Here is a 26,379-nt window from a genome sequence, read left to right on the forward strand (position 1 = left end):
TCAGTTCCCCTCGTTGGGAGCGGAAGGCCGCGCGTCGGCGCCGCCGCCCGATGCGCCGTGAGCCTGCGTAGCGTCGGAAGCGGGCGGGGCGTGTCCGCTTTTCTTGCTCGAACGCGAGGACATCGTTTCGAGCACGTAGAAGAACATCGGAATGAAGAACACGGCGATGACCGTCGCGCCGAGCATCCCGCCGATCACGCCGGTGCCGATGGAATGCCGGCTGTTCGCCGATGCGCCCGTCGCGATGGCGAGCGGCACGCAGCCGAGAATGAATGCGAGCGATGTCATGACGATCGGCCGCAGACGTTCTTCGGCGGCGGTCATCGTGGCATCGAACACGGATTTGCCCGACTCGCGGTTGATCACGGCGAACTCGAAGATGAGAATCGCGTTCTTGGCGGCCAGCGCGACCAGCATCGTGAGGCCGATCTGGAAATACACGTCGTTGTTGAGCCCGCGCAGCAGAATGGCGAGCAGCGCGCCGAAGATGGCGAACGGCACGGCCATCAACACGCCGAACGGCAGGCTCCACTTCTCGTACTGGGCGGCGAGGATCAGGAACACCATCACGAGCCCGAATATGAAAACGAGTGCCGACGAACTGCCCGACTGTTTCGCTTCGAACGCCTCGCCGCTCCACGCAATGCCGTAATCGGACGGCAATCCCGCTGCCACTTCTTCGAGCGCCTGAATGACCTGCCCGGACGCATAGCCGGGCGCGGCGTTCGCCGTGATCTTGACTGCCGGGAAGTTGTTGAAGCGCGTGATGAGATCAGGCCCGGTGACATAGCGCGTGTTGACCACCGACTTGAGCGGCACCATGCTGCCGCTCTTGCTCTTCACGAAGATCTGCGTGAGATCGTCGGGCCGTAGCCGATACGAAGGCTCGGCCTGCAGGATCACTTGCCAGAGGCGGCTCGAGCGGTTGAATTGCGACACGTAGAGCGAGCCGAACATCGTCTGCATCGCGCTATACACGTCTTCGACGGGCACGCCGAGCGTCTCGGCCTTGTCGCGATCCACGTCGGCGAGCAACTGCTGCGAAGCCGCGTTGAAGGTGGACGTCACGCCGGTCAGTTCGGGCCGACGCTTGGCCTTCGCCACGAAGTCGTCGACGATCGCCGCGAACTGCGAGATGGGTGCATCGCCCTTGCTCTGAACCCACATTTCGGTGCCGCCCGTGGTGCCGAGGCCCGGTATGGACGGAGGATTGAGCGGCACCACGATGCCTTCCCTGATCTCCGAGAGCGACTTGTAAGCGTTGACCAGCACGGACCGCGCGTTTTGGGTGCGGATGTTCGCGGACTTGTATCGCTCCTCGAAGCTCTTGAAGCCCACGAAGAACGTGGAAGCGTTGTTCTTGTTCTGACTGTCGAGAAGACTGAAGCCGTCGACCGTCGTGATGCTGCCGACGGCCGGCTGCTTCATGAAATACTCGGTGACGCGGTCCGACACTTGTCCGGTTCTGTCGAGCGACGCCGCGTCCGGCATGATGACCGCGCCGAGCAGATAGCCCTGGTCCTCCGGCGGCAGGAACGCGGTGGGAATGTCGCGCATCATCACCACAGCCAGCGCGATCAATCCGGCAAAGAGCAGCAACGCGATCACGAAGCGTTTGATAACGAGCCGCACGACGCTCGTGTAGCCCGCCGTCATGCGCGCGAACTGGCGGTCGAACCAGCGGAAGAAGCCTTTCTTCTCGTGATGCCCCGGCTTGAGCAGCAGCGAGGCGAGGGCAGGCGACAAGGTCAGCGCGACGATGCCCGATATGATGACCGATATCGCGATGGTAATGGCGAACTGCTTGTACATCTGCCCCGTGATGCCGCCGAGAAACGCCACCGGCACGAACACGGCGCACAGCACGAGTACGATGGCGACCACCGGCCCGGCCACTTCGTCCATCGCGAGCTTCGCGGCCGCCTTCGGATCGAGCTTGTGCACCGTCATGTTGCGCTCGACGTTTTCAATCACGACGATCGCATCGTCCACGACAATGCCGATAGCCAGCACCATGCCGAACAGCGTCAGCATGTTGATCGAGAAGCCGAGCGCCGACATGCCCATGAACGTGCCGACGATGGACACCGGCACTGCGAGCACCGGAATCAGCGTGGCCCGCAGGCTTTGCAGGAACACGAACACGACGATCACCACGAGCACGACCGCTTCGAAGAACGTGTGCACGACATCGGAGATGGAGGCCCGCGTGAACTCGGTCGTATCCATCGCGATCTGGTAGTCGATGCCTTCCGGGAACGACTTCTTCATTTCTGCGAGACGCGCGCGCACCTGCTTCGACACGTCGAGCGCGTTCGCGCCCGGCTGTTGATACACCGCGAGCACGGTCGCGGACTTGCCCTGAAAGCGGCTGCGAATGGAATAGTCTTTCTGGCCGAGCTCCGCGCGACCCACGTCCTTCAGACGCACGATAGCCGCGCCGCCCGACTCCGCCCGGATGATGATGTTCTCGAACTGCGACGGCTCCGTGAGCCGCCCCGATGTCGTCACCGCGAACGACTGCTCGACGGGCGCGCCCGTCGGCGATTGCCCGAGACGTCCCACCGCGAACTGCTGGTTCTGATTGGCGACGGCCGTCTGCACATCGGCGGCCGTGACGCCGAGTTGCGCCATGCGGTCGGGTTTGAGCCAGATGCGCATGGCGTAATCGGGCGTGCCGAAAATGCTCGCCTGATTCGCGCCGGGAATGCGCTTGAGCGCATCCAGCACGTAGACGTTCGCGTAGTTGGCGATATACGTGGCGTCGTAACGCTCGTCGGGCGAATAGATGGCAATCACCATCATGAACGCCTGCGACTTCTTCTGCACCTGCACGCCTTGCGCCGTGACCGACTGCGGCAGTTGCGGCAACGCGAGATTGACGCGGTTCTGCACGTCCACTTGCGCCAGCTCCGGGTTCGTGCCGATCTCGAAGTACGCGTTGATGGTCAGGTTGCCCGTCGAGGAACTCGACGAGCTCATGTAGATCATCCGGTCGGCGCCATTGACCTGCTGCTCGATCGGCGCGGCCACGTTGTTCGCGACGACATCGGCGCTCGCGCCCGGATAGGTCGCGGAGATGGTGATTTGCGGCGGCGTGATGTCCGGATACTGCGCGGTCGGCAGCGCGAGCATCGCGAGCGCGCCGCCCAGCGTGATGACGATGGAAATGACCGAGGCAAAAATCGGGCGGTCAATGCAGAAATGTGAGATGTTCATTGGCCTCTTCCGCGCGACGTGCTTCCGATGCTTCCGATAGTCGACTCTTCACATCACTTCTCGGTGCCGCCGCCTTCGCTTTTCGTTTGGGTCAGGGACGCCTGCGCGCCGGGAGCGGACGTCGCGGCTGGCGCGGTTGCCGGTGCCGCGCCCGGCGTCGGCGCGCTTACCACGCGCACTTGAGAATCGGCTCCGACGCGCACCGCGCCGTCCACGATCACGCGCTCGCCGGCCTTCAGTCCGCTCGTCACGAACCAGTCGTCGCCATGCCATTCGCCGACTTCGACCACGCGCTGACGCGGCTTGGATTGATCATCGAGCACCCAGACGAAATGACTTTTCGCGCCCTGCAGAATCGCGCGCTGCGGCACCAGAATCGCGTTGGGGCGGACGGCGCCCGCCACGCGCGCTTTGACGAACTGGCCAGGACGCAACGTGCCGCGCGGATTCGCGAACACCGCGCGCACGAGGAACGTGCCCGTCTCCGTGCTGAACGCCGGATTCGTGAAGTCGATGTGGCCGGTCTGCGGGTAGACAGATCCGTCTGCCTGAATGACAGTCACGTCGAACTTGTTTCCGGGCGGAAAGTGGAGTTCGTTCTTGCTGATCTCTTCGCGCCATCTCAGCAACTCGTTCTCCGAGATGCTGAAGTTCACCCACATCGGGTCTAACTGATAGATGTAGGTGAGCAAGCCCGATTGCGTCGGCGTGACGTAGCTGCCTTCCTGCACGCGCGCAAAACTCGACAAGCCCTTGAGCGGCGAACGGATCGTCGTATAGCTCAGGTTCAGTTGCGCGGTCTGCACTTCGCCCTGCGCGGCGATGACGGCGGCCTCGGCCTGCTTTTCATTACCGGTGGCGTCGTCGAGATCCTTCTTGCTCAACGCGTTCATCGCGGCGAGAGGCACCACGCGCGCGAGGTTCTGCTTGGTCACGTAAAGCCGCGCCTGCTGCTGCGCGAGCGCGCCCTTGGCCGTTTGCAACGCGGCCTCGAAGGGACGCTTGTCCATGAGGAACATCACCTGTCCGGCTTCCACCAGCGCGCCTTCGGTGTACATGCGCTTCTCGAGGAAGCCGTCGACGCGTGCGCGTATTTCCACTTCGCGCGAACTCTGTGTTTGCGCGGTGAACTCGAAGTCGACTGGCGTGGACTTCGACGTGACAGTGACGACGGTGACATCGACGGCCGGCCGCGGCGCTTCGGGAGGCGGCTTGTTGCACGCAGCGAGCGCGAGCAGCACGATCGAGGCAGAGCAACGCAAGCGCAGTGCGAGCATCCGGCGCGGCAGTTCGTGGAACCGCTTGCAGTCGAGCATCTGTTTGCACATGAACGCCATGAGCGCCTCCCCCCTGGGATGGCCGATAGTCGGGAGCGAACGCGCTGACGCGTGCTCGCCACGGCATGCTCGCGCGATGCAATTGGCGACTGCGTGCTAAACGACGGCGTGCCGCAAAAGCCGTGGCTTTCCGAGCGACGTCATCGATACAACCGAACGGCCAAGCGACGTCAATGAGCGCGAGCCTGATACTTGTGATGTGTTAGCGGACTCCGATCGTAACGGTGCAAAGCGCCCGAAAGGTCGGCTCTCCACCGTCAGGCGTGACGTGTCGATGAGTCCAGTAATAAACGAAGACGATCCAAAACGCTATAAAAAGTTTGGTGACATCGCCGGAGGACCTCGGCGCGCGTCATGCTAAACGCAGATGAATCACCGCAGTTAGCGAATGTAGGGATTGCTTATTATCTTTCCTCACCGCCGTGTCCCTTTTTGAAACGATGGTCGTGACTGTGTACTCGTGTGCTCTATTACCCGCTTTGGACGCGACTGACGCGCGTACTTGCATATCGGAAAATAACGATATATAATTCGCCTCAAGACGATTCGAAACGTGCGTGCTCACTGCCGCATGTGTCGGCCGTCAGACGCACGAGCAACGAAATGGACATCGACGCAATTCATAAGGCCCTCGCCAACCCCCTTCGCCGCGAGATTCTCGAATGGCTGAAGGAGCCGGAGCGACATTTCCCTGATCAGGAACTGCCGCTGTCGCATGGCGTCTGCGCGGGTCAGATCGATGGGCGCTGCGGCATGTCGCAGTCCACCGTTTCCGCGCACCTTGCCACTTTGCATAAAGCCGGGCTCGTCACCACCAAGCGCGTAGGGCAGTGGGTGTTCTTCAAGCGCGACGAAGCGGTCATTCAGGCGTTTCGCGATTCCATCGAGAATCTTTGAGCGTCCGGATGCGCTTCCAGGTGACAGCATCATTTCAATTAACTTAGGATTTCTTATCGTTATGCCGACTCTTTTCGATCCGCTTCAGGTAGGCGCAATCACGCTCAAGAACCGCATCATCATGGCGCCGCTCACGCGCCAGCGCGCAGGCGTCGAACGCGTGCCGAACGCAATGATGGCGCAGTACTACGCCGATCGCGCATCGGCCGGTCTCATTCTCAGCGAAGCGACCTCCGTCACGCCGCAGGGCGTCGGTTATGCCGATACGCCGGGCATCTGGTCGGACGAGCAAGTGGAAGGCTGGAAGCTCGTGACGCGCGCCGTGCACGAAGCAGGCGGCAAAATCTTCCTGCAACTGTGGCACGTGGGCCGTATTTCGGACCCGATCTTCCTGAACGGCGAACTGCCGGTTGCGCCGAGCGCGATCGCAGCGAGCGGACACGTGAGTCTCGTGCGTCCGCAGCGTCCCTACGTCACGCCGCGCGCGCTGGAACTGGATGAAATCGCGGGCGTGGTCGCGGCTTATCGCAAGGGCGCGGAGAACGCGAAGCGCGCGGGCTTCGACGGCGTGGAAGTGCACGGCGCGAACGGTTATCTGCTCGACCAGTTCCTGCAGGACAGCACCAACAAGCGCACCGACGAATACGGCGGCCCGATCGAAAACCGCGCGCGCCTGATGCTCGAAGTGGTCGACGAGTGCATCGCCGTGTGGGGCGCGGATCGCGTGGGCGTGCATCTCGCGCCGCGCGCCGATTCGCATACCATGGGCGACAGCGACCGCGCAGCCACCTTCGGCTATGTGGCGCGTGAGCTCGGCAAGCGCAAGATCGCGTTCATCGCGGCGCGCGAGGCAGAAGGCCCGGACAGCCTCGGACCGCAACTGAAGAAGGCATTCGGCGGCGTGTATATCGCCAACGAAGGCTTCACCAAGCAAAGCGCGGAAGCCATCATCGAGCGTGGCGATGCCGACGCCGTGGCGTGGGGCAAGCCGTTCATCGCGAACGCGGACCTCGTGCGCCGCTTCGAAATCGACGCGCCGCTGAACCAGCCGGATACCACGACGTTCTACGCGCCGGGTCCGAAGGGCTACACGGATTACCCATTGCTGGAGACGGCGGAATAAGCAACGCACGCTTCGAGCATGTTTCGAGAACAGCGGCTTCGGCCGCTGTTTTTTTTCGCCCAAACATCGGTTACATGCGCTGCCATGCACAGTGCAACGATCTGATCGCTTCAAACGCACTGCGAAATTATCGCTTTCGCCCTCAACCGCACCGCGAAAATAGTGTATTGGTGCGTTTGACTCTCTGCCGGCCGTTCTCAACCACGCGCACCCGCGCCGGAACGACACCAACCAGGTGCATGCCGCGATTCCTCTCATGAACGATTGAAGACACCGCTCATTCCTTACGTTTCTCCCGTGCCCGTCGGGCATCTAACGGTCGCGGGTTCGTCCCGCAAAGGAGCGCATATGTCGTGGCTTACGCAAACGCTGCGCAGTTACCCGGAGATTGCCATCTTTCTCTCGCTCGGCGTCGGGTACTGGGTCGGCGGAAAGTCGTTCAAAGGATTCAGCCTCGGTGCGGTGACCGCGACGCTGCTCGCCGCCATCGCCATCGGGCAACTCGGCATCACCATTTCGTCGAATGTAAAGGCCGTCTTCTTTCTGATGTTTCTGTTCGCGGTCGGCTATGGCGTCGGCCCGCAATTCGTGCGCGGCATCGCAAAAGACGGCTTGCCGCAGGCGCTTTTCTCCGTCATCCAGTGCGTGCTCTGTCTCGCGGCGCCGTATGCAGCGGCGAAGATCGCGGGCTATGACGTCGGATCGGCGGCCGGACTCTTCGCGGGATCGCAGACCATCTCGGCGTCGATGGGCCTCGCCACGGACGCGATTAATCGCCTGGGCCTGCCCGCCACCGAGACCAAGGCATTGCTCGACGCGATGCCGACCGCGTACGCCGTCACGTACATCTACGGCACCATCGGCTCGGCGATCATTCTCGCGATGCTCGGGCCGAAGCTGCTCAACATCGATCTCGTTGCCGCGTGCAAAGAGTACGAGCAACAGCTCGGCGGAACGGCCGAACTCGGCGGGCCGGGCAGCGGATGGCACCAGTTCTCGCTGCGCGCGTATCGCGTCGCTGATCAGGGCCGCGCAGCCGGCATGAGCGTGAGCCAGCTGGAGGCGCTGCGGCCCGCCGGCGCGCGCCTTTTCATCGAACGCATCCGGCGCGAGGGCAAGATTCAGGAAGCGAAGCTCGACGATGTGCTTCAGCCGGGCGATGTGGTCGCGGTCGTCGGGCGGCGCGAGCATCTTGTCGATTTGCTCGGCGGCACGGCGACCGAAGTGGATGACGCCGAACTGCTCGCGGTGCCGGTTGAAGGCGTCGACGTCTATATCACCAGCAAGAACGTCGAAGGGCGCACGCTCGCCGAACTCGGGCAAACGCCGGGCGCGCGCGGCGTGTTCATCCGGCGCATCAAGCGCGGCGCGACGGAGACGCTGATTCCCGTGCTGCCGAGCACCAAGCTGTATCGCGGCGACACCGTGACGCTCGTCGGACGCACGCAGGATACGACTGCGGTGGCGAACGCAGTAGGCGTCATCGACCGCCCGAGCGACATGGCTGACATGGCGTTCGTCGGTCTCGCCATCACGCTCGGCGCGCTCATCGGCGCAATCGTGATCCGCTTCGGCGCGGTGCCTATCACACTCTCGACGGCGGGCGGCGCGCTGATCGCGGGCATCATCTTCGGCTGGCTGCGCGCGATCCATCCGACGTTCGGGCGCATTCCGTCGCCGACCATCTGGTTCATGAATTCAGTAGGACTGAATGTATTCATCGCGGTCGTCGGCATATCGGCGGGCCCCGGCTTCGTCGCGGGCCTGCAAAAGCTCGGCGTGAGCCTGTTTCTATGGGGCATTTTCGCGTCGTCGGTGCCGCTCATCATCGGCATGTATATCGCGAAGTACGTCTTCAAGTTCCATCCGGCGATTCTGCTCGGCATCTGCGCGGGCGCGCGCACGACGACGGCCGCGCTCGGCATGATCTGCGATGCGGCCAAGAGCCAGGTGCCGGGCCTGGGCTACACGGTCACGTATGCGGTCGGCAATACGCTGCTCACCATCTGGGGGATGGTCATGGTGATGCTGATGACGTGAACGCGGACGCTGCGTGTCTCATCGTTTTTTCCTGTACCTGATTGCTCTTTTACTGGGGGTGTTGGATGTCAAAGTCCTCGAAGTCCGGTTCCGACGATCGTGCAGCGATGGCCTCGCTCAGCCCGTTCGAACTCAAGGACGAACTCATCAAGGCAGCGGGCGGCGGCGTGGTGGAGCGTCCCGCGAACGTCGCGATGCTCAACGCGGGCCGCGGCAATCCGAATTTCCTCGCGACCATTCCGCGCCACGGCTTCTGGCAACTCGGTCTCTTCGCGATGCGCGAATCGGAGCGTTCCTTCGCGTACATGCCCGAAGGCATCGGCGGTTTTCCGAAGCATGAAGGTCTCGAAGAACGCTTCGAAATCTTTGCGCGCGAGAACAAGGGCACGCCGGGTATCGCGTTCCTGACGGGCGCGGTGTCGTATGTGCGAGATCAGCTCGGCCTGAACGCAGGCGACTTCCTCTATGAGATGTGCGAAGGCATTCTCGCTTCGAACTATCCGGTTCCGGACCGCATGCTCAAGTTGTCGGAGGTCATCGTCGGGCAATATCTGCGGCGCGAGATGATCGGCAAGCATCCGTTCGTCGGCGACTTCGACATCTTCGCGGTCGAGGGCGGCACCGCCGCGATGACGTACATCTTCAACACGATGCGCGAGAACTTCCTCATCAAGCAAGGGGACACCATTGCGCTCGGCATGCCGATTTTCACGCCGTACATCGAGATTCCGAAACTCAACGACTACAAGCTCGAAGTCGTGAATCTCAATGCGGACGTCGCGCAAGGCTGGCAATATTCGAAAGAGGAACTGGACAAGCTGCGCGATCCGAAGATCAAGGCGTTCTTCCTCGTCAATCCGAGCAATCCGCCTTCCGTGAAGATGGACGACGAGAGCCTGAGGTATATCGCGGAGATCGTGAAAGAGCGGCCCGATCTCATTCTTCTGACCGACGACGTGTATGGCACCTTCGCCGACGACTTCGTGTCGCTCTTCGCACTGTGTCCAAAGAATACGATTCTCGTGTACTCGTATTCGAAGTACTTCGGCGCGACGGGCTGGCGGCTCGGGACCATCGCCACGCACCGCGAGAATATCTTCGATGAACAACTCGCCGCGTTGCCGAAAGAGCAGAAGGCGATCTTGCACGAGCGTTACGAATCCATCACGACGGAGCCGGACAAGCTCAAGTTCATCGACCGGCTGGTGGCCGATAGCCGTACCGTGGCGCTGAATCACACGGCGGGGCTGTCTACGCCGCAACAAGTGCAGATGGTGCTGTTCTCGCTCTTCTCGCTGATGGACACGCCCGACGCGTACAAGAACGCGCTCAAGCGGCTCATTCGCAATCGCAAGCAGGCGCTCTATCGCGAGATCGGTATTCCGCTGGAAGACGACGACAAGAATCTCGTCGATTACTACACCATTCTGGATATGGAATACCTCGGCGAGCGCATGTATGGCCGCGACTATGTCGACTGGGTCATGAAGAACACGAAGCCGACAGAGCTGCTCTTCAGGCTCGCGCAGGAAGCGCGCGTCGTGCTGTTGCCGGGGCGCGGCTTCGGCACGCAGCATCCTTCGGGACGCGTGTCGCTCGCCAATCTCAACGAAAGCGACTACATGCAGATTGGCCGCGCGATTCGCAAGATGCTCGATGAGCACGTCGCGCAATATCAGGCGCAGAACGGCAAGAAAGGCAAGTAGAAGACAATCGGGCCGCGCAAGGCGGCCCGATTGTCCAAGCCATCTGGCGCGACGCTTAGAACTTGTGGCGCATGGCGATGCGGAACGCCAGTTGATTGTTCTCGCCCGCGCCCGACGTGCCGAAGTAGCTCGACGACGAGGAACCGATCGACGCCTGATTCTCCACGCCGTTGTTCGAACCCGAGGCTTTCTGATAGATGGCGAGCAGGTACACGTCGGTGCGCTTGCTCAACGCATAGTCGAAGCTCGCGTCGATCTGGTGCCAGTGGCCCTTCAGGTTGTCGTACAGGTCCATGTAGGTGTAGCCGAGACCCGCCGTCATCACGGGCGTAATGGCGTACTTGCCGCCGATATCGAACGCATTGATACGCGAGCTCGAACCGACGATCGGCTCGAAGCGCGTGTTCGTCCACAGGCCGAAGACGGTCGCCGCGCCGAACGCGTAAGTCGCGCCGACGCCGAACGAGCGCAGGTCCTTCGCGTTGTTGGTCGTGCCGGTGGTGTTGATGTTGGCGATCGTCGAGCTGAATGCAGGCGTCGCAGCCGTCGGATAGTGAATGTCCGTGTACGCCGCGCCGATGCCGAGCGGACCGGCCTTGTAGTTCAGGCCGAAGCTGTAGGCGCGCGAGGAGCCCTGAGTGGTCGTGGTGCCGACGGTCGTGTTGGGCGTGCCCGCGAACGCGCCCGCCGTGTTCGAGAAGCCATACAACGCGCCGAACGTGAAGCCGTAGAAGTTCGCGCTCGAGAACTTGACCGCGTTGTTGATCCGGCTCGACGTCAACTGGTCGAAGTCGTTCATGTGGTACCCGTAGTTGCCGGCGACGGTCTGGCCGCCGATGGAATACGCGGAGCCGAGATAGTCGGTGCTGAAGCTGTATTGACGACCGAACGTCAGCGAGCCGACGTCGTTCTTCGAGATACCCACATAAGCCTGACGGCCGAATTCCGCGCCGCCCTGACCAAGCGTGCCCGTGCCGCTGTTGAAGCCGTTCTCCAACGTGAAGATCGCCTTGAGGCCGCCGCCCAGGTCTTCGGCGCCACGCATGCCCCAACGGCTGGCCTGAGCCACGCCGTCGTCGTACTTCACGAGCGACTTGCCGGCGCGCGTCGTGCTGGTCGAACTGTTGTTCACATAGCTGATGCCGGCGTCGATGATGCCGTACAGCGTCACGCTGCTCTGTGCATGAGCGGACGTGGCGAGGGTGGCGAAAGCGGCGAGGGCGGCAATAGCCAAAAGATTCTTCTTCAAAACGTGCTCCGTGAGTTGGTTCGCGGTGTGTGGTCGCGCTGCAAGGGCAGCGCCTGTCGGCGGCGCGTCGCGCTCTGTCCGGCGCGTGGCGGCGACGGGCGCAAATTTAGCGATGACTGAAGAAAGAAATGTGACAGGGTTTACCTCGACCTCGCGTGTCTCGCCCGTGCAACGGGGCTGGCGCATCGCGCTCGGGTGTGCCAACGCGCGCACGCGTGGCCGCGCTATGCTGGGCGGGTCATCACCGCGAGCGCATAGACATGGACGAACAGGGAATCCGCGAACTGGAGGAACGGCTGAGGCAGGCGATGATCGCCTCGGACGTGAAAGCGCTCGATGCGCTTCTCGCCGACGACCTGAGCTTCGTCGACGCAACCGGCAAGGTCTGGACGAAGGCCGACGACCTGAACGGGCATCGCTATGGCATGCAGCGCATCGACACGCTGAGGATCGAGGAGCAAAGCATCCGCGTGTACGGCGCGTTTGCGATTACGGTGACGCGCGTGACGATATCCGGCACGTTCGGCGGCGCCCCGTTCACGGGCAGCCTGCGCTATACGCGGACTTGGGGCGAGACCGCAGGCGCCTGGCGCGTGGTCGCGGCGCAATGCGGTCTCATGGCTTTCTAGAAACTAAAGAACGATTAGGCCGACAGCAGCGAGCCCGTGCGATACGCCTTCGCGCCCGCGATGCGCGCGACTTCGAGACCCGCCGTCGCGAAGCGCGTGATATGCCGCGCGTACATGACGCCCGACGTGCTGCACTTGACCGTGGTCACCGTGTCGGTCAGCGGATCGACGATATCGGCGATCGCTTCGCCCGCGTCGATGAACGCGCCCACTTGCGCGCGAAACACGAGCACGCCCGACACGGGCGCGACAATCGGCTCCGCGCCTGCGAGCGGCGTCGCGGGGAACGCGAGCGCGGGCAGCGGCGCTTGCGGCGCATCGATCACGCCGCGGTGAATCAGGTAGTTGACGATTGCCTGCGCGTCCTTGTCCGCGAGTTCGTGCGACACGTCATGCTGGCTGCGCAATTCCACCGTCACGGAGATGCCGCCGTTCGGAATCGGGAAGCGGTCGCCGTAACGCGCGCGCAGATCCGACCAGCAGAAGCTGTGAATCTCGTCGAACGGATTGCCGACCGAATTCAGCGCGAGCAGCGATGCCTTCGAGTCCAGATAACGCGCGAGCGATTCCACTTCTTCCCAGATGTCCGGGTTCGTGTACAGATGCAGCGCGGCGTCAAGGTCGCAGTGCAGGTCGAGCACGACGTCCGCGTCGTAGGACAGCTTTTGCAGCGCCAGGCGTTGCGATTCGAGCTCGGTGCGCGGCGTCTGTTCGTCGAGCGCCTCTTTCATCGCGGCGCGCACGGCGAGGCGGTTCGCATCCGCGTCGTTGGTCAGGCGCGCTTCGATGCGCGGCGCGATCAGCGCGGCGAGATCGTGGAAATTGCGGTTGAAGTTGTGACCGCTGTTGGTATCGAACCGGCCGAGCAGATTGCCGTGCAGGAATTGATTGAGGCCGATGGGATTCGGCACCGGCACGATCACCACTTCGCCGCGCAGCTTGCCGGCGGCTTCGAAAGCGGCGAGCTGGCGGCGCAGCTTCCACGCGACCAGCATGCCCGGGAGTTCGTCCGCGTGCAGCGACGACTGAATGTAGATCTTCTGTCCGTCACCCGGACCGTAATGGAAACTGGCGATGCTGCGTGAGGTGCCGAGCGTCGGCGAGATGAGCTGGTGAGTTCTGGTCTGCATAGTGTTCGCGCGCACGCGAGTGCGCGAGGTCTTGCCTCGATGGTTGCTGGACGGGCTGAGGCGCTCCGATGCGGGGCGAGTGGGGCGCCGCGGTGTCTCCGTCCGCCGGCGCCGCCTCAGACGTTCGATCTTAGCCGAAATCGGCGCGGCGGGCGGCCGGCTTGTCGGCACGGGCCGAACGGCGCGCAATAAAAAACGGGCTCCGCGGAGCCCGTTCGTTCTTTGGCTGCTTCCGGAGAATTAGCCGCCGTACACGTCGAAGTCGAAGTACTTCTTCTCGATCTTCTTGTACGTGCCGTCCTTGATGATGTCGGCGATCGCCTTGTCGATCTTCGTCTTCAGGTCGGTGTCTTCCTTGCGCAGACCGATACCGGCGCCATTGCCGAGAATCTTCTCGTCGACGATATCCTTGCCCGCGAAATCGTAGCCCGCGCCGCGGGGCGTCTTCAGAAAGCCGATGTCGGCCTGCACTGCGTCTTGCAGCGCGGCGTCCAGACGGCCCGAGGTCAGGTCGGCGTAGACCTGGTCCTGGTTCTGGTACGGCGTGACGGTCACGCCCTTCGGCGCCCAGTACGTCTTGGCGTAGGTTTCCTGAATCGTGCCCTGCTCGACGCCCACATTCTTGCCCTTCAGGCTCTCAGCCGTCGGCAGAATGCCGCTGCCTTTCTTCGCGACGAGGCGCGTCGGCGTATTGAAGAGTTTGCTGGAGAAAGCGATCTGCTCGGCGCGTTGCGGCGTCATGGACATCGACGACAGCACGCCGTCGAACTTCTTCGCCTTCAGCGCGGGGATCATGCCGTCGAAATCGTTCTCCACCCACACGCACTTGGCCTTCAGGCGCGCGCAGATTTCATTGCCGAGATCGATGTCGAAACCGACCAGCTTGCCATCCGAACCCTTCGATTCGAACGGGGGATAGCTTGCGTCGACGCCGAAGCGGATCGTCGAATAGTCCTTGGCATGGGCCGTGACGGCGGTGAACGACGTGACGGCGAGAAGGGACATCGACAAGGCGGCAAGCAGTTTCTTCACTGTTTTAACTCCAGAAGGTGGTCAGTTCGGCCCGGAAGGTCTCGTTCCGGTGCCGTCCGGCGAGGCGGGCGGTCGCCTGAAACAGGCCGGAAGGCGCGCATTCCGCGGATCGTGTCCGTGCAGAATCGGCAGAAGGTTACCAAGCCAAAATAGTTCGGAACCTAGTGAAACCCCGAATAGAGCTTTTCCTCCTTTCGGCATCCGCTTTCGAGCGCGCCGGCCGTCCCCGAACCCGCCGCGCCGCGAGGATGATCCATCCGGTTAAGATGCGGCCTTCGCTTTGCGCGCCTCGAAGTCGAACGCCGCGCATCGCCAGATAACAGCCCGACATGAATCAGGAGACGACACCGATGCCCACCTCACCCGCGGCGACTTCCAGCCGCGCATCCGCCGATGCCGCGCCGCCCGCGCTGTCCGCCGGCATGATTTCCGCGCGCCTCGACCGGCTGCCCGCCACGCGCACGGTATGGACGCTCGTCGTGCTGCTGAGTCTCGGCTTCTTCTTCGAGCTTTACGACTTGCTGTATTCGGGCTATGTCGCGCCGGGTCTCGTGCGAAGCGGCATTCTGACGCCCACTACGAACGGCTTCTTCGGCATGACGGGCGTGGCGAGCTTCATCGCGTCGCTGTTCGCGGGGCTCTTTATCGGCACGGTCGCGTGCGGCTGGCTCGCCGACCGCTTCGGGCGTCGCGCGGTGTTCACGTATTCGCTGCTGTGGTACACGGCAGCCAACGTCGTGATGGCGTTTCAGGAGACCGCGACGGGCCTCAACTTCTGGCGCTTCATGGCGGGCGTGGGCATCGGCGTGGAACTCGTGACCATCGGCACGTATATCTCCGAACTCGCGCCGAAGCACATTCGCGGCCGCGCGTTCGCGTGCGAGCAGGCGGTGGGCTTCATGGCGGTGCCGGTGGTCGCGTTCCTCGCGTATCTGCTCGTGCCGCGCGCGCCGTTTCACATCGACGGCTGGCGCTGGGTCGTCGTGATCGGCGCGCATGGCGCGCTTTTCGTCTGGTGGATTCGCCGCCGCTTGCCCGAGAGCCCGCGCTGGCTCGCGCAGAAGGGGCGGCTCGACGAAGCCGACCGCGTGATGTCCGCGCTCGAAGCGCAGGTGCAGCGCGAATACGGCAAGCCGCTGCCGCCGCCCGCCGAGCCGGAGCCGGTTCTGGACGCCGAGCGCGCGAAAGGCGGCTCGTTCGCCGGCATGTGGCGCGCGCCCTATGGCAAGCGCGCGACGATGATGATCATCTTCAACGTGTTTCAGACCGTCGGCTTCTACGGTTTCGCGAACTGGGTGCCGACGCTGCTCATCAAGCAGGGCATCACGGTGACGTCGAGCCTGATGTATTCGAGCATCATCGCGATCGCCGCGCCGATCGGCCCGATGATCGGCCTCGCGATTGCCGACAAGATCGAGCGCAAGACGGCCATCGTCGCGATGGCGGCGGCCAATATCGTGTGCGGGCTGATATTCAGTCAGTCGTCGAATGCCGCGTTTTTGATTGCGATGGGCGTCGGACTCACGCTGTCCTCGAACATCATGTCGTACAGCTTTCACGCTTATCAGGCCGAGCTTTTTCCGACGAGCATCCGGGCGCGCGCGGTCGGCTTTGTCTATTCGTGGAGCCGATTTTCCGCGATCTTCACGTCGTTCATCATCGCGGGCGTGCTGAAGGGTTTCGGCACGACGGGCGTGTTCGTGTTCATCGCGGGTGCCATGCTGATCGTGATGGCGGCGATCGGGCTGATGGGGCCGCGAACGCGCGACATGGCGCTCGAGAAGATCTCGCATTGAGAGGCGACGGCGTGCCGATTGCTGCGTGTGGGCGTTCTGTATGCCAGAATCCGCAGAACGTTCCTTGTTAAAGCCAACAATTCGAATATGTCCGACACGCTCACCCCAGTCGAAGCAGATCATGCGATGCGCAACTGGATCTATCGATCCGAAGGCCGGATTCGGATCGGTTCCGAGCTGCACAAGCGCATGTTCTGCGAGATGCTGCTGACGACGCACAACCCTTATAAGCCTGCCGTCATCGAGTGGCCGAAGCTGGACCCGGCGGCGCTCAGGCGCGTCACGTCGCTGCCCATCTGGGATATCGCGGTGCAGACCGAAGGCCGCGCGTCGATTCGCGTGGCGACGTATGCGGCGAGCGTGTCCGACCCGCTGCTCAACGAAGCGCTCTGCATGAACGGCGGCGAGGAGGCGCGGCACAAGCTCGTGCTGTCGAAGCTCGTCGAGGCGTACGGCATCGAACTCGCGCCCGAGCCGCCGTATCCCGCGCCCGACGACGCCCTGCGCGCGTGGATGCTCACGGGCTACAGCGAGTGCATCGACAGTTTCTTCGCCTTCGGTCTTTTCGAGGCGGCGCGCCAGTCCGGCTATTTTCCGGAAGCGCTCGTCGAGACGTTCGAGCCGGTGATTCAGGAAGAGGCGCGGCACATTCTGTTCTTTGCGAACTGGGTGGCGTGGTATCGGCGCAGCTTGCCGTGGTATCGCAAGCCCGGCTTCCTGCTGAAGACCGCGGGCGTGTGGCTTTCGCTGATCCGCGATCGCATTTCGCTCGCGCGGGGTTTCGACAAGAGCGGCGCGGCGCAGGACGCGAATTTCCCGGCAAATGTCGGGGATTCGGTGGCCGGGAACGTGTCGGTGGGCGCGTTGATCGATCTGTGTCTCGTCGAGAACGAGCGCCGCATGGCGGGCTACGACGCGCGGCTGCTGCGGCCGACCACGGTGCCGATGCTCGCGCGGCTGGCGCGGCGGTTTGTCAAGTAGCCGAGCTCGCTCCGGGTACTTTGGCCCGCTCCTCATACCGCCGCGACGCATCCTCCACGTCCTGCCTGAACCGTGCCAGCGCCGCGAGCTGCGCATCCGGCGGTTGCAGCGCGGCCCACAACACGTCCACCAGTTCATCCGCCGTCGTCTCGATCTGAGCCTGACTCAGGCGGCGCTTCGCCAGCGTCGCGTCCCACAGCACATGCTCCATCGGCCCGAAAACGAGCGAGCGCAAGAGACGCAGCGACACGTCCGCGCGTACGTGCCCGAGCGCTTGCCCGCGCGCGAGCACGTCCATCAACGGCGCGGTGTAGCGGCGCTGCAATTCAGTCAGCGTATCCGACAGATCGTGCTGTTTCGTGCGGCCTTCCGACAGCACCAGCGAACATAAGCCGGTGCCGTTGACGAGCATCAGCCGCAAATGCGTCCGCACGATGAACGCGAACTGTTGCCGGATCGAGCCCTCGCGCGGCAGCCCGCTCTCGAACGCGTCGATGATCTCGTCGTACCAGTCCGCGATCACGCGCGCGCACAGCGCCCGCTTGCCGCTGAAGTAGCTAAAGACGGTCGCCTCCGAAATGCCCGCGCGCTGCGCGATTTCCGCCGTGGTTGCCGCGTCGTAGCCTTTTTCCGCGAAGACATCGCGGCCTGCTTGCAGGATGTCGCGCACGCGTTGCTGCGATTTGACGCCGGCAGGCGTGCGGCGGCCGGTTCCGGTGGATTGCGTGGACATGATCGTGCCGAAGAGTGTCGGGAACAAATGTGAGCGTAGCTCAAAACCCTATTGACGGCTACCCGATTTGAGCGTGAAATAAGCCACCATTCGGCTTGATGCCCGTTGTGAGCGAAACTCAAATTCGGGCACGCCAACCCTACTGCATATCGAGGAGACACCCATGAGCACCGTGCCGGGCCTGAACTTCGCGCTGGGCGAAGACATCGACATGTTGCGCGACACGCTCGTCAACTTCGCAGCGAAGGAGATTGCGCCGCGCGCCGCGGAAATCGACCGTACCGACCAGTTCCCGATGGACCTGTGGAAGAAGTTCGGCGATCTGGGCGTGCTCGGCATGACGGTCTCCGAAGAATACGGCGGCGCGAACATGGGCTACACCGCGCACATGGTCGCGATGGAGGAGATCTCGCGCGCGTCGGCGTCGGTGGGGCTGTCGTACGGCGCGCATTCGAATCTGTGCGTGAACCAGATTCATCGCAACGGCACGGAAGCGCAGAAGCGCAAATATCTGCCGAAGCTCGTATCCGGCGAGCACGTGGGCGCGCTGGCGATGAGCGAGCCGAACGCCGGGTCGGATGTGGTCAGCATGAAGCTGCGCGCCGACGAAAAGGGCGATCACTATGTGCTCAACGGCACGAAGATGTGGATCACCAACGGCCCGGACTGCGACACGCTCGTCGTGTATGCGAAGACGGACATCGAAGGGGGCGCGAGAGGCATTACGGCGTTCATCGTCGAGAAGGGCATGAAGGGCTTCTCCGTCGCGCAGAAGCTGGACAAGCTCGGCATGCGCGGCTCGCATACGGGCGAGCTCGTGTTTGAAAATGTCGAAGTGCCGAAAGAGAACATCCTCGGCGCGTTGAACGGCGGCGTGAAGGTGCTGATGAGCGGTCTCGACTATGAACGCGCCGTGCTCGCGGGCGGTCCGACCGGCATCATGCTCGCGTGCATGGATGCGGTGGTGCCGTATATCCACGATCGCAAGCAATTCGGGCAGGCCATCGGCGAATTTCAGCTGATTCAGGGCAAGGTCGCGGACCTTTATACGACGCTGCAAGCGTGCCGCGCGTATTTGTATGCCGTGGGACGCCAGCTCGATACGCTCGGCTCCGGCCACGTGCGCGACGTGCGCAAGGACTGCGCAGGCGTGATTCTCTATACCGCCGAAAAAGCGACGTGGATGGCCGGCGAAGCAATCCAGATTCTCGGCGGCAACGGCTATATCAACGAATATCCGGTCGGGCGTCTCTGGCGCGATGCCAAGCTCTATGAAATCGGCGCGGGCACGAGCGAGATCCGCCGCATGCTGATCGGGCGCGAACTGTTCGCAGAGACGGCATAAGGGCGCGCGTCATGACCATCATCGAATCGAAGCTGAATCCGCGGAGCGAGGAGTTTCGCACCAACGCGGCCGCGCTCGAAGCACTCGTCGCGGACTTGAAAGCGAAGGTCGCGAAGATCGCGGAAGGCGGCGGGCAGGCGGCGCGCGACCGTCATCTGTCGCGCAACAAGCTGCTGCCGCGCGATCGTATCGCGCAGTTGCTCGATCCCGGCACGCCGTTTCTCGAACTCTCGCCGCTCGCGGCGTACGGCATGTACAACGACGAAGCGCCGGGCGCGGGCATCATCACCGGTATCGGGCGCATTGCGGGGCAGGAGTGCGTGATCGTCTGCAACGACGCGACGGTGAAAGGCGGCACGTACTATCCGGTCACGGTAAAGAAGCATCTGCGCGCGCAGGAAATTGCCGAGCAGAATCGCTTGCCGTGCGTGTATCTCGTCGATTCGGGCGGCGCGAACCTGCCGAATCAGGACGACGTCTTTCCCGATCGCGATCACTTCGGCCGCATCTTCTATAACCAGGCGAACATGTCGGCGCAAGGCATCGCGCAGATCGCGGTCGTCATGGGATCGTGCACGGCGGGCGGCGCGTATGTGCCCGCGATGAGCGACGAATCGATCATCGTGAAAGATCAGGGCACGATCTTCCTGGGCGGTCCGCCGCTTGTCAAAGCAGCAACGGGCGAGGAAGTCAGCGCGGAAGACCTGGGCGGCGGCGATGTTCATACGCGGCTCTCGGGCGTCGTCGATCATCTCGCGCAAAACGACGCGCATGCGCTCGGCATCGCGCGCAGCATCGTCGGCAATCTCAATCGCGTGAAAGCGCCGACGCTCGCGCTCAAGGAACCGCTGCTGCCGCGTTATGAGCCAGAGAGCGTGTACGGCGTGATTCCGGTCGATACGCGTAAGCCCTTCGATGTGCACGAAGTGATCGCGCGCATCGTCGACGATTCCGCATTCGACGAATTCAAGGCGCGTTACGGCACCACGCTCGTTTGCGGCTTCGCGCATATCTGGGGGCATCCGGTCGGCATCGTCGCGAACAACGGCATTCTGTTTAGCGAATCCGCGTTGAAGGGCGCGCACTTCATCGAACTATGCTGCCAGCGCAAGATTCCGCTCGTCTTCTTGCAGAACATCACGGGCTTCATGGTCGGGCGCAAGTACGAGAACGAAGGCATTGCGCGTAACGGCGCGAAGATGGTCACGGCGGTGGCAACGGCGAAAGTGCCGAAGTTCACGGTCATCATCGGCGGCTCGTTCGGCGCGGGCAATTACGGCATGTGCGGCCGCGCGTATTCGCCGCGTTTCCTGTGGATGTGGCCGAACGCGCGCATCTCGGTGATGGGCGGCGAGCAGGCCGCGTCGGTGCTGGCGACCGTGCGGCGCGACGGCATCGAGAAGAAGGGCGGCACGTGGTCGAAGGAAGACGAGGAAGCGTTCAAGGCGCCGATTCGCGAGCAGTACGAGATGCAAGGCCATCCGTACTATGCGAGCGCGCGTTTGTGGGACGACGGCGTGATCGATCCGGCGCAAACCCGCGACGTGCTCGGCCTCGGGCTCGCGGCGACGATGAACGCGCCTATCGAAGACACGCGCTTCGGCGTGTTCCGCATGTAACCGGATGTGATGCCCATGTTCAACAAGATACTGATTGCGAACCGCGGCGAAATTGCATGCCGCGTGGCGGCGACGGCCAGGCGCCTGAACGTGGCGAGCGTCGCCGTGTATTCGGATGCGGACGCGAAAGCCAAGCACGTCGATGTCTGCGACGAAGCGGTGCACGTCGGCGGATCGGCTGCGTCGGAGAGCTATTTGCGCATCGAGCGTATTGTCGAAGCCGCGAAAGCAACCGGCGCGCAGGCCGTTCACCCCGGCTACGGCTTTCTTTCGGAGAACGAAGAATTCGCCAACGCCTGCGAACAGGCGGGCATCATGTTCATCGGACCGCCTGTGGAAGCGATTCGCGCGATGGGTTCGAAAGCCGCAGCGAAGGCACTGATGCAGTCCGCATCCGTGCCGCTCGTGCCCGGCTATCACGGCGACGATCAGGACGCGGCGCTGCTGCAACGCGAGGCGGACCGCATCGGTTATCCGGTGTTGCTGAAGGCGAGCGCGGGCGGCGGCGGCAAAGGCATGCGCGTGGTGGAGCGCAGCGAAGACTTCATGCAGGCGCTCGCGTCGTGCAAGCGCGAGGCGGCGTCGAGCTTCGGCAACGATCGCGTGCTGATCGAGAAGTATCTGCTGCGCCCGCGACACGTCGAAGTGCAGGTCTTCGCGGACACGCACGGCAACGCGGTGTATCTGTTCGATCGCGATTGCTCGGTGCAGCGGCGTCATCAGAAAGTGCTGGAAGAAGCGCCCGCGCCCGGCCTCGCCGATGAAACGCGTCGCGCGATGGGCGAAGCGGCCGTTGCCGCTGCCCGCGCCGTGAATTACGTCGGCGCGGGCACGGTCGAGTTCATCATGACGCAGGACGGCCAGTTCTATTTCATGGAGATGAACACGCGGCTGCAAGTCGAGCATCCGGTGACGGAAATGGTGACGGGGCTCGATCTCGTCGAATGGCAATTGCGCGTGGCGGCGGGCGAGCCGCTGCCGCTGAAGCAGGACGAGTTGCGCGTGAACGGTCACGCAATCGAAGCGCGCATCTATGCCGAGAATCCGTCGCGCGGCTTCTTGCCGTCGACGGGCACGCTCAAGCATCTGGCGCTGCCGGAAGCGGTCGAATTCACGCTCGATGGCAACGTGCGCATCGACAGCGGCGTGCGCGAAGGCGACGCCATCACGCCGTTCTACGACCCGATGATCGCGAAGCTGATCGTGCATGGCCGCGACCGCCGCGATGCGCTCGCTCGCATGGCGCGCGCGCTCGCGCAGTGCGAGATCGTCGGCTTGCAGACGAACGTCGAGTTCCTGCAACGCATTGTGAGAAGCGAGCCGTTCTCGCAAGGCGAACTGGATACGGGTCTCATCGAGCGTCATCGCGATGCGCTGTTCGCGCCGTCGCCGGTATCGCGCGGCAAGGCGCTCGCGCTTGCGTGCGCCGCGCTGCTCACGCGCGAGGGCGGCGAAGCGCACGGCCACTCGCCGTGGGACGCGCTCTCGCACTGGCGCATGGCGGGCGGCTACAGCCAGGACCTGAACTGGCGCGCGGTCGACACGGACGAGGCGCTGAAGGTCGTCTTCACGAAAGGTCGGGAAAAGCGCCTGCAATGGGACGAGAAAACCGCGCGCTTCGACTGGTCGCATCGCGGAGAAACGTCGTTCACGGTTCAGCTCGACGATGCGCTCATCAAAGGCCACGTCTTTACGGACGGCGACACGTTCCACGTCTTTTACGAAGGCGCGGCGTTCGCTTTCGAGTGGCAGAACCTGATGGCGCACGCGGGCGACGCCGAGCACGAAGGGCGTCTGACCGCGCCGATGCCGGGCAAGGTGATTGCCGTGTTGGTGGAAGCGGGCGCGTCGGTGGAAAAGGGCGCGCCGCTGATCGTCATGGAAGCGATGAAGATGGAGCACACCATCGTCGCGCCGACGGCGGGCAAGATCGGAGAGATTCTCTTCGATGTCGGCGATCAGGTCGCCGACGGCTCGCAACTGCTTGTGCTGGAAGCGCAGCCGGCCTAGCGCTTCTTCTTCGGCGGGCGGCCGAGCAGCGTTTCTTCGCTCTCCGCCCGCACGAGTATCTCGACGCGCCGGTTCATCGCGCGGCCTTGCGGCGTGTCGTTGCTGGCGATGGGCCGCAGATACGCCATGCCTTTGGTCGTGAGGCGCTCGGCCGGCACGCCCCGCGCGATCAACGCGCGCGCGACCGCTTCAGCGCGCGCCTGAGAAAGCGTCTTGTTATAGGCGAGCGTGCCGTCGTTATCCGTGTGGCCTTCAATCAGCACGGGCCGCATGCTGCGCTTGAGCACCGTTGCCGCGCGGTCCAGCGCCGGCAGACTGCCGCGGCGAATCTCCGCTTCGTCGGTATCGAAAAGCGCGACTTCGGGAAGCCGCATCTCCACGCCGCCGTTCACCTGCTGCATCGAGATGCCGTACTGCGCATTCAGACGCTCTTCCGTCGAGCGGTCCAGCTTGGTCCCGCAGCCCGTCAACAACGCGAGCGACGCACATGCTGCCACCGCCAGTATGCCTTTGCCGACCATTCCGAGTTTCCTGCGTTAATGCCCGAGCCGCGATTATAGGGACGACTGAGCACAGTTTTGTAAAGAACGTTGCATCAATCGTTGCTGCGAAGTGGAACGAATCGTGCGGCTACAATGCACCCGGCTCTATCGCTTTCGCTTGTCGTCGATTCCCTCAGAGGCTCCCTTTCATGGCGATTTCATCGCGCACCGAGACCACGCCCAACGCGGCGGAAGCGGCCGAGCGCACGCGCAGGATGCAGCGCGCGGCGTCGGCGGTGCTCTATACCGTTCTCGTGCTGGTTGCGGCTTATACCGCGCGCACCTTCATTCCCGCGGTCGTCTGGGCCGCCGTGATCGCCATTGCGTTGTGGCCGGCGTTCGGCTGGCTGGAGCGGCGTCCGGTCTTCCGGCAGCGTCAAACGCTGCTCGCAGTGCTCCTGACGCTTGCGGTCGGCTTGCTCTTCGTGGTGCCGTTCGCCGTCGTTGCGGCGCAGACCGCGGACGAAGCGCACGACATGCTGCAATGGTTCCATGACGTGCTGCGCACCGGCATTCCGATGCCCGCGTTCATCGAGCGGCTGCCGACCGGCGCACAGCAGATCGCGCACTGGTGGCAGGCCAATCTCGCGACGCCGCTCGAATCGTCGCCGGCCGTCAAGAACCTGCACAGCGCGACTTTCGTGGCGATGACGCGGCATTTCGGCAGCCGCGTCGTGCATGGCCTCGTGATCTTCGGCTTCATGCTGATGACGCTCTTCTTCATCTTTCAGGCGGGCGCGAAGCTCGGCAGGCAACTGATCGCGGGCTCGCGGCGCGCGCTCGGCGCGGACGGCGCGGCGCTGTTGCAGCGCATGGCCGATTCGGTGCGCAGCACGGTCGTCGGACTGGTCGTCGTGGGATTGGGTGAGGGCGCGTTGCTCGGCATTGCCTACGCCGTGACGGGCGTGCCGCACGCGACGCTGCTCGGCATGCTGACTGCGGTCGCCGCGATGCTGCCGTTCTGCGCGCCGATCGTCTTTCTCGGCTCCGCGCTGTGGCTGCTGGCCCAAGGCTCGATGATCGCGGCGGCGGGCGTGGCGATCTTCGGGCTCGTCGTGGTGTTCGTCTCGGAGCACTTCGTGCGGCCGGTGCTGATCGGCGGTTCGACGCGCCTGCCGTTTCTGCTCGTGCTGTTCGGCATTCTGGGCGGCGCGGAGACCTTCGGGCTGCTTGGGCTTTTCATCGGTCCGGCGCTGATGACGATTCTCGTCGTGCTGTGGACCGACTGGGTTCGCGCCTGATTCATGCGTTCGGTCAGTCGCCGCGTTCCTGCACGCACACCCACGGCGACACGACCACGGCCCACAACTCGGGATCACGCGCGGCGAGGTCGGCGGCTGTTTCGGACTGCACGCGCTCGACGAGCCCCGCCGAAAGCCATTGCGTGACCTGCTGCGTGTCGTCGCTGGCGACGGCTTCGGCCACGCTGACGAGGTCGAGATCGCGCTTCACCCAGATCAGCACGCCCTTCGCAAAGAAACGTTCGAGTTCCGACCAGCCGATCTGCGCGGTTTCGGCGAGGAGCTTCACATAGAGCGGGCTGGGATTGGCGGCGTCGGTCATGGCGGGAATGCGATAAAAACGAAAGGCGTCCGACACTATAGCGCAGTGCCGGACGCCTTCTTTGCAGCCTACAGCGAATTACAGGTCGAAGAACACGGTCTCGTTCGGTCCGCGCAGATGAATGTCGAAGCGGTAAATGGTCGAGGACGTGCCCGGCTCGCGTTTCGCGATGAGCGTGTGGCGGCGCTCGGCCGGCACGCTTTGCAGCACGGTGTCCTTGGCGTTCGCTTCGGTTTCGTCGTCGAAGTAGATGCGCGTGTACGAATGCAGCAGCATGCCGCGCATCAACAGGATCACGTCGAGGTGCGGCGCGGAATCGTCGTCGGTCGCGCCGGGCTTCACCGTATCGACGATAAAGCGCAGCTTCGGGTCCGTGCCCGTGCCGACGCGCGCGAAGCCGCGAAAGCCCGACGCGCGCGCTTCTTCCACGCTCTGCACGTAGCGGCCGTTCGCATCGGCCTGCGCCACTTCGATCAGCGCATCGCCGATCGGCTTGCCTTCCGCGTCGAACACGTTGCCGACCACGGCGATGTGCTCGCCCGGCACTTCGCGGTCCGCCGCCGAAGCGGTGAACAGGCTCTTCAGGTCGAAGTTGTACTGCTCGGGCACGAGGCCGTACGCGAAGTACGGTCCGACGGTCTGGGAGGGCGTTTGCTTGAGGGTCGTCATGGTCACTCCGTCGGGGTCTCGTCCGGGCCGCGCAGCACGATGTCGAATTCGTAGCCGAGCGCGTAGTTTTCCTGCGTCGTATCGATGGAGAAGCGCGAAACCAGCCGATTCCGCGCATGCTCCGGAATGCCCTGGAAAATCGGATCGAGTTCGAGCAGCGGGTCGCCGGGGAAGTACATCTGCGTGACGAGGCGCGAGCCGAAGTATTCGCCGAAGAGCGAGAAGTGAATGTGGTTCGGCCGCCATGCGTTCGGATGGTTGCCCCACGGATACGCGCCCGGCTTGATGGTCATGAAGCGGTAGCGGCCCTGATCGTCGGTCAGGCAGCGGCCCGCGCCGAGGAAGTTCGGGTCGAGCGGGGCGTCATGCTGATCCGCCTTGTGCACGTAGCGCCCGGCGGCATTCGCCTGCCACACTTCGACGAGCGTGTTGCGCACGGGGCGACCGCCTTCGTCGAGCACGCGGCCAGTCACGATGATGCGCTCGCCGAGCGGCGCGCCGTTCTTCGCGGCATTGCGGGTGAGGTCGTTGTCGTACATGCCGAGATCGTCCGCGCCGTACACGGGCACGCGGCGGTTGCGCAGGTTCTCCTTGAGCGGGATGAGCGGCAGCGAAGGACTGCGCGACACCGACGACCGGTAGCCCGGCGACAGGTAGGGCGGATGCGATTCCCAGTCGCGCGGCGTGAGAATGGGGGACGTCATGTCACTGTCTCCTGATGTTGTGACGTGAATAGGACATTTCTGGCGACTACTTTAT

Annotated in this window: 21 protein-coding genes; 11 read left to right on the forward strand and 10 right to left on the reverse strand. The window is 63.4% G+C overall.

Features of this window, described 5'->3' with window-relative positions:
- Both JYK05_RS15385 and JYK05_RS15390 read right to left on the reverse strand, forming a co-directional pair.
- On the reverse strand, positions 1–3,219 hold the full coding sequence (locus JYK05_RS15385) for an efflux RND transporter permease subunit (protein ID WP_175941108.1): 3,219 nt from the start codon (positions 3,217–3,219) through the stop codon (positions 1–3).
- Between the two features lie 53 nt (positions 3,220–3,272).
- Complete coding sequence (locus JYK05_RS15390; RefSeq protein WP_206469307.1) at positions 3,273–4,556, reverse strand: efflux RND transporter periplasmic adaptor subunit; 1,284 nt, start codon at positions 4,554–4,556, stop codon at positions 3,273–3,275.
- 603 nt (positions 4,557–5,159) lie between these two features.
- Here JYK05_RS15390 and JYK05_RS15395 point away from each other — a divergent pair.
- The 4 genes from JYK05_RS15395 to JYK05_RS15410 all read left to right on the forward strand — a co-directional run bounded on the left by JYK05_RS15395 (position 5,160) and on the right by JYK05_RS15410 (position 10,322).
- Positions 5,160–5,453 (forward strand): helix-turn-helix transcriptional regulator, encoded by a 294-nt coding sequence (locus tag JYK05_RS15395; RefSeq protein ID WP_175941112.1) that lies wholly within the window; start codon positions 5,160–5,162, stop codon positions 5,451–5,453.
- A gap of 61 nt (positions 5,454–5,514) precedes the next feature.
- On the forward strand, positions 5,515–6,576 hold the full coding sequence (locus tag JYK05_RS15400) for an alkene reductase (protein WP_175941115.1): 1,062 nt from the start codon (positions 5,515–5,517) through the stop codon (positions 6,574–6,576).
- A gap of 348 nt (positions 6,577–6,924) precedes the next feature.
- Positions 6,925–8,616 (forward strand): aspartate-alanine antiporter, encoded by a 1,692-nt coding sequence (gene aspT, locus JYK05_RS15405; RefSeq protein WP_206469309.1) that lies wholly within the window; start codon positions 6,925–6,927, stop codon positions 8,614–8,616.
- A 65-nt stretch (positions 8,617–8,681) separates the two neighbouring features.
- Positions 8,682–10,322 carry a bifunctional aspartate transaminase/aspartate 4-decarboxylase gene (locus JYK05_RS15410; RefSeq protein ID WP_175941119.1) on the forward strand — a complete coding sequence of 547 codons (1,641 nt, stop codon included), beginning with the start codon at positions 8,682–8,684 and terminating at the stop codon, positions 10,320–10,322.
- A 55-nt stretch (positions 10,323–10,377) separates the two neighbouring features.
- Here JYK05_RS15410 and JYK05_RS15415 read toward each other — a convergent pair whose 3' ends face one another.
- Positions 10,378–11,571, reverse strand: coding sequence for a porin (locus tag JYK05_RS15415; protein WP_206469310.1), 1,194 nt, complete (start codon positions 11,569–11,571; stop codon positions 10,378–10,380).
- Positions 11,572–11,831: 260 nt separating this feature from the next.
- Here JYK05_RS15415 and JYK05_RS15420 point away from each other — a divergent pair, with 260 nt between their 5' ends.
- Positions 11,832–12,200 (forward strand): nuclear transport factor 2 family protein, encoded by a 369-nt coding sequence (locus JYK05_RS15420; protein ID WP_206469311.1) that lies wholly within the window; start codon positions 11,832–11,834, stop codon positions 12,198–12,200.
- A gap of 14 nt (positions 12,201–12,214) precedes the next feature.
- Here the strand turns inward: JYK05_RS15420 and JYK05_RS15425 are convergent, their stop codons facing one another.
- Both JYK05_RS15425 and JYK05_RS15430 read right to left on the reverse strand, forming a co-directional pair.
- The gene (locus tag JYK05_RS15425) at positions 12,215–13,330 is read right to left on the reverse strand and encodes a succinylglutamate desuccinylase/aspartoacylase family protein (protein WP_206469312.1); all 1,116 of its coding nucleotides are present in this window, start codon (positions 13,328–13,330) and stop codon (positions 12,215–12,217) included.
- A gap of 240 nt (positions 13,331–13,570) precedes the next feature.
- Positions 13,571–14,362, reverse strand: a complete 792-nt coding sequence (locus tag JYK05_RS15430) for an ABC transporter substrate-binding protein (protein WP_206469313.1) — start codon at positions 14,360–14,362, stop codon at positions 13,571–13,573.
- 350 nt (positions 14,363–14,712) lie between these two features.
- Between JYK05_RS15430 and JYK05_RS15435 the strand changes: the two genes are divergently transcribed.
- On the forward strand, positions 14,713–16,158 hold the full coding sequence (locus tag JYK05_RS15435; protein ID WP_206469314.1) for an MFS transporter: 1,446 nt from the start codon (positions 14,713–14,715) through the stop codon (positions 16,156–16,158).
- 87 nt (positions 16,159–16,245) lie between these two features.
- On the forward strand, positions 16,246–17,139 hold the full coding sequence (locus JYK05_RS15440) for a ferritin-like domain-containing protein (RefSeq protein WP_206469315.1): 894 nt from the start codon (positions 16,246–16,248) through the stop codon (positions 17,137–17,139).
- Here the strand turns inward: JYK05_RS15440 and JYK05_RS15445 are convergent.
- Positions 17,132–17,872, reverse strand: coding sequence for a TetR/AcrR family transcriptional regulator (locus tag JYK05_RS15445; protein WP_206469317.1), 741 nt, complete (start codon positions 17,870–17,872; stop codon positions 17,132–17,134). The genes JYK05_RS15440 and JYK05_RS15445 overlap by 8 nt on opposite strands.
- Positions 17,873–18,035: 163 nt before the next feature.
- Here JYK05_RS15445 and JYK05_RS15450 point away from each other — a divergent pair, with 163 nt between their 5' ends.
- From JYK05_RS15450 to JYK05_RS15460, 3 genes are read left to right on the forward strand one after another with little or no spacing between them, the layout of a single operon-like run.
- Positions 18,036–19,217, forward strand: a complete 1,182-nt coding sequence (locus JYK05_RS15450) for an isovaleryl-CoA dehydrogenase (protein WP_206469319.1) — start codon at positions 18,036–18,038, stop codon at positions 19,215–19,217.
- An 11-nt stretch (positions 19,218–19,228) separates the two neighbouring features.
- Positions 19,229–20,836 carry a carboxyl transferase domain-containing protein gene (locus JYK05_RS15455; RefSeq protein ID WP_206469321.1) on the forward strand — a complete coding sequence of 536 codons (1,608 nt, stop codon included), beginning with the start codon at positions 19,229–19,231 and terminating at the stop codon, positions 20,834–20,836.
- 15 nt (positions 20,837–20,851) lie between these two features.
- A complete protein-coding gene (locus tag JYK05_RS15460) occupies positions 20,852–22,846 on the forward strand; it encodes an acetyl/propionyl/methylcrotonyl-CoA carboxylase subunit alpha (protein WP_206469323.1) in 1,995 nt (664 codons plus the stop codon).
- Here JYK05_RS15460 and JYK05_RS15465 read toward each other — a convergent pair.
- Entirely contained in the window at positions 22,843–23,367 is a 525-nt protein-coding gene (locus tag JYK05_RS15465; RefSeq protein WP_206469324.1) for an OmpA family protein, read from the reverse strand. The two genes, JYK05_RS15460 and JYK05_RS15465, sit on opposite strands and share 4 nt — an antisense overlap.
- 170 nt (positions 23,368–23,537) lie before the next feature.
- Between JYK05_RS15465 and JYK05_RS15470 the strand changes: the two genes are divergently transcribed.
- Positions 23,538–24,629 (forward strand): AI-2E family transporter, encoded by a 1,092-nt coding sequence (locus JYK05_RS15470; protein WP_206469325.1) that lies wholly within the window; start codon positions 23,538–23,540, stop codon positions 24,627–24,629.
- Between the two features lie 13 nt (positions 24,630–24,642).
- Here JYK05_RS15470 and JYK05_RS15475 read toward each other — a convergent pair whose 3' ends face one another.
- The 3 genes from JYK05_RS15475 to pcaH all read right to left on the reverse strand — a co-directional run bounded on the left by JYK05_RS15475 (position 24,643) and on the right by pcaH (position 26,324).
- The gene (locus JYK05_RS15475; RefSeq protein WP_206469326.1) at positions 24,643–24,951 is read right to left on the reverse strand and encodes a DUF2288 domain-containing protein; all 309 of its coding nucleotides are present in this window, start codon (positions 24,949–24,951) and stop codon (positions 24,643–24,645) included.
- 78 nt (positions 24,952–25,029) lie between these two features.
- Positions 25,030–25,620 (reverse strand): protocatechuate 3,4-dioxygenase subunit alpha, encoded by a 591-nt coding sequence (pcaG, locus tag JYK05_RS15480; RefSeq protein ID WP_206469327.1) that lies wholly within the window; start codon positions 25,618–25,620, stop codon positions 25,030–25,032.
- Positions 25,621–25,622: 2 nt separating this feature from the next.
- A complete protein-coding gene (gene pcaH, locus JYK05_RS15485; RefSeq protein WP_206469328.1) occupies positions 25,623–26,324 on the reverse strand; it encodes a protocatechuate 3,4-dioxygenase subunit beta in 702 nt (233 codons plus the stop codon).
- Positions 26,325–26,379: the final 55 nt, after the last annotated feature.

The sequence above is a fragment of the Caballeronia sp. M1242 genome, from assembly GCF_017220215.1.
Classification (GTDB): Bacteria; Pseudomonadota; Gammaproteobacteria; order Burkholderiales; family Burkholderiaceae; genus Caballeronia.

Excerpts from the sequence above, each read along its gene's own strand:
- JYK05_RS15385 (WP_175941108.1), bottom strand. The coding sequence starts at position 3,219 with ATGAACATCTCACATTTCTGCATTGACCGCCCGATTTTTGCCTCGGTC.
- JYK05_RS15390 (WP_206469307.1), bottom strand. The coding sequence starts at position 4,556 with ATGGCGTTCATGTGCAAACAGATGCTCGACTGCAAGCGGTTCCACGAA.
- JYK05_RS15395 (WP_175941112.1), top strand. The coding sequence starts at position 5,160 with ATGGACATCGACGCAATTCATAAGGCCCTCGCCAACCCCCTTCGCCGC.
- JYK05_RS15400 (WP_175941115.1), top strand. The coding sequence starts at position 5,515 with ATGCCGACTCTTTTCGATCCGCTTCAGGTAGGCGCAATCACGCTCAAG.
- aspT (WP_206469309.1), top strand. The coding sequence starts at position 6,925 with ATGTCGTGGCTTACGCAAACGCTGCGCAGTTACCCGGAGATTGCCATC.
- JYK05_RS15410 (WP_175941119.1), top strand. The coding sequence starts at position 8,682 with ATGTCAAAGTCCTCGAAGTCCGGTTCCGACGATCGTGCAGCGATGGCC.
- JYK05_RS15420 (WP_206469311.1), top strand. The coding sequence starts at position 11,832 with ATGGACGAACAGGGAATCCGCGAACTGGAGGAACGGCTGAGGCAGGCG.
- JYK05_RS15425 (WP_206469312.1), bottom strand. The coding sequence starts at position 13,330 with ATGCAGACCAGAACTCACCAGCTCATCTCGCCGACGCTCGGCACCTCA.
- JYK05_RS15435 (WP_206469314.1), top strand. The coding sequence starts at position 14,713 with ATGCCCACCTCACCCGCGGCGACTTCCAGCCGCGCATCCGCCGATGCC.
- JYK05_RS15440 (WP_206469315.1), top strand. The coding sequence starts at position 16,246 with ATGTCCGACACGCTCACCCCAGTCGAAGCAGATCATGCGATGCGCAAC.
- JYK05_RS15445 (WP_206469317.1), bottom strand. The coding sequence starts at position 17,872 with ATGTCCACGCAATCCACCGGAACCGGCCGCCGCACGCCTGCCGGCGTC.
- JYK05_RS15450 (WP_206469319.1), top strand. The coding sequence starts at position 18,036 with ATGAGCACCGTGCCGGGCCTGAACTTCGCGCTGGGCGAAGACATCGAC.
- JYK05_RS15455 (WP_206469321.1), top strand. The coding sequence starts at position 19,229 with ATGACCATCATCGAATCGAAGCTGAATCCGCGGAGCGAGGAGTTTCGC.
- JYK05_RS15460 (WP_206469323.1), top strand. The coding sequence starts at position 20,852 with ATGTTCAACAAGATACTGATTGCGAACCGCGGCGAAATTGCATGCCGC.
- JYK05_RS15465 (WP_206469324.1), bottom strand. The coding sequence starts at position 23,367 with ATGGTCGGCAAAGGCATACTGGCGGTGGCAGCATGTGCGTCGCTCGCG.
- JYK05_RS15470 (WP_206469325.1), top strand. The coding sequence starts at position 23,538 with ATGGCGATTTCATCGCGCACCGAGACCACGCCCAACGCGGCGGAAGCG.
- JYK05_RS15475 (WP_206469326.1), bottom strand. The coding sequence starts at position 24,951 with ATGACCGACGCCGCCAATCCCAGCCCGCTCTATGTGAAGCTCCTCGCC.
- pcaG (WP_206469327.1), bottom strand. The coding sequence starts at position 25,620 with ATGACGACCCTCAAGCAAACGCCCTCCCAGACCGTCGGACCGTACTTC.
- pcaH (WP_206469328.1), bottom strand. The coding sequence starts at position 26,324 with ATGACGTCCCCCATTCTCACGCCGCGCGACTGGGAATCGCATCCGCCC.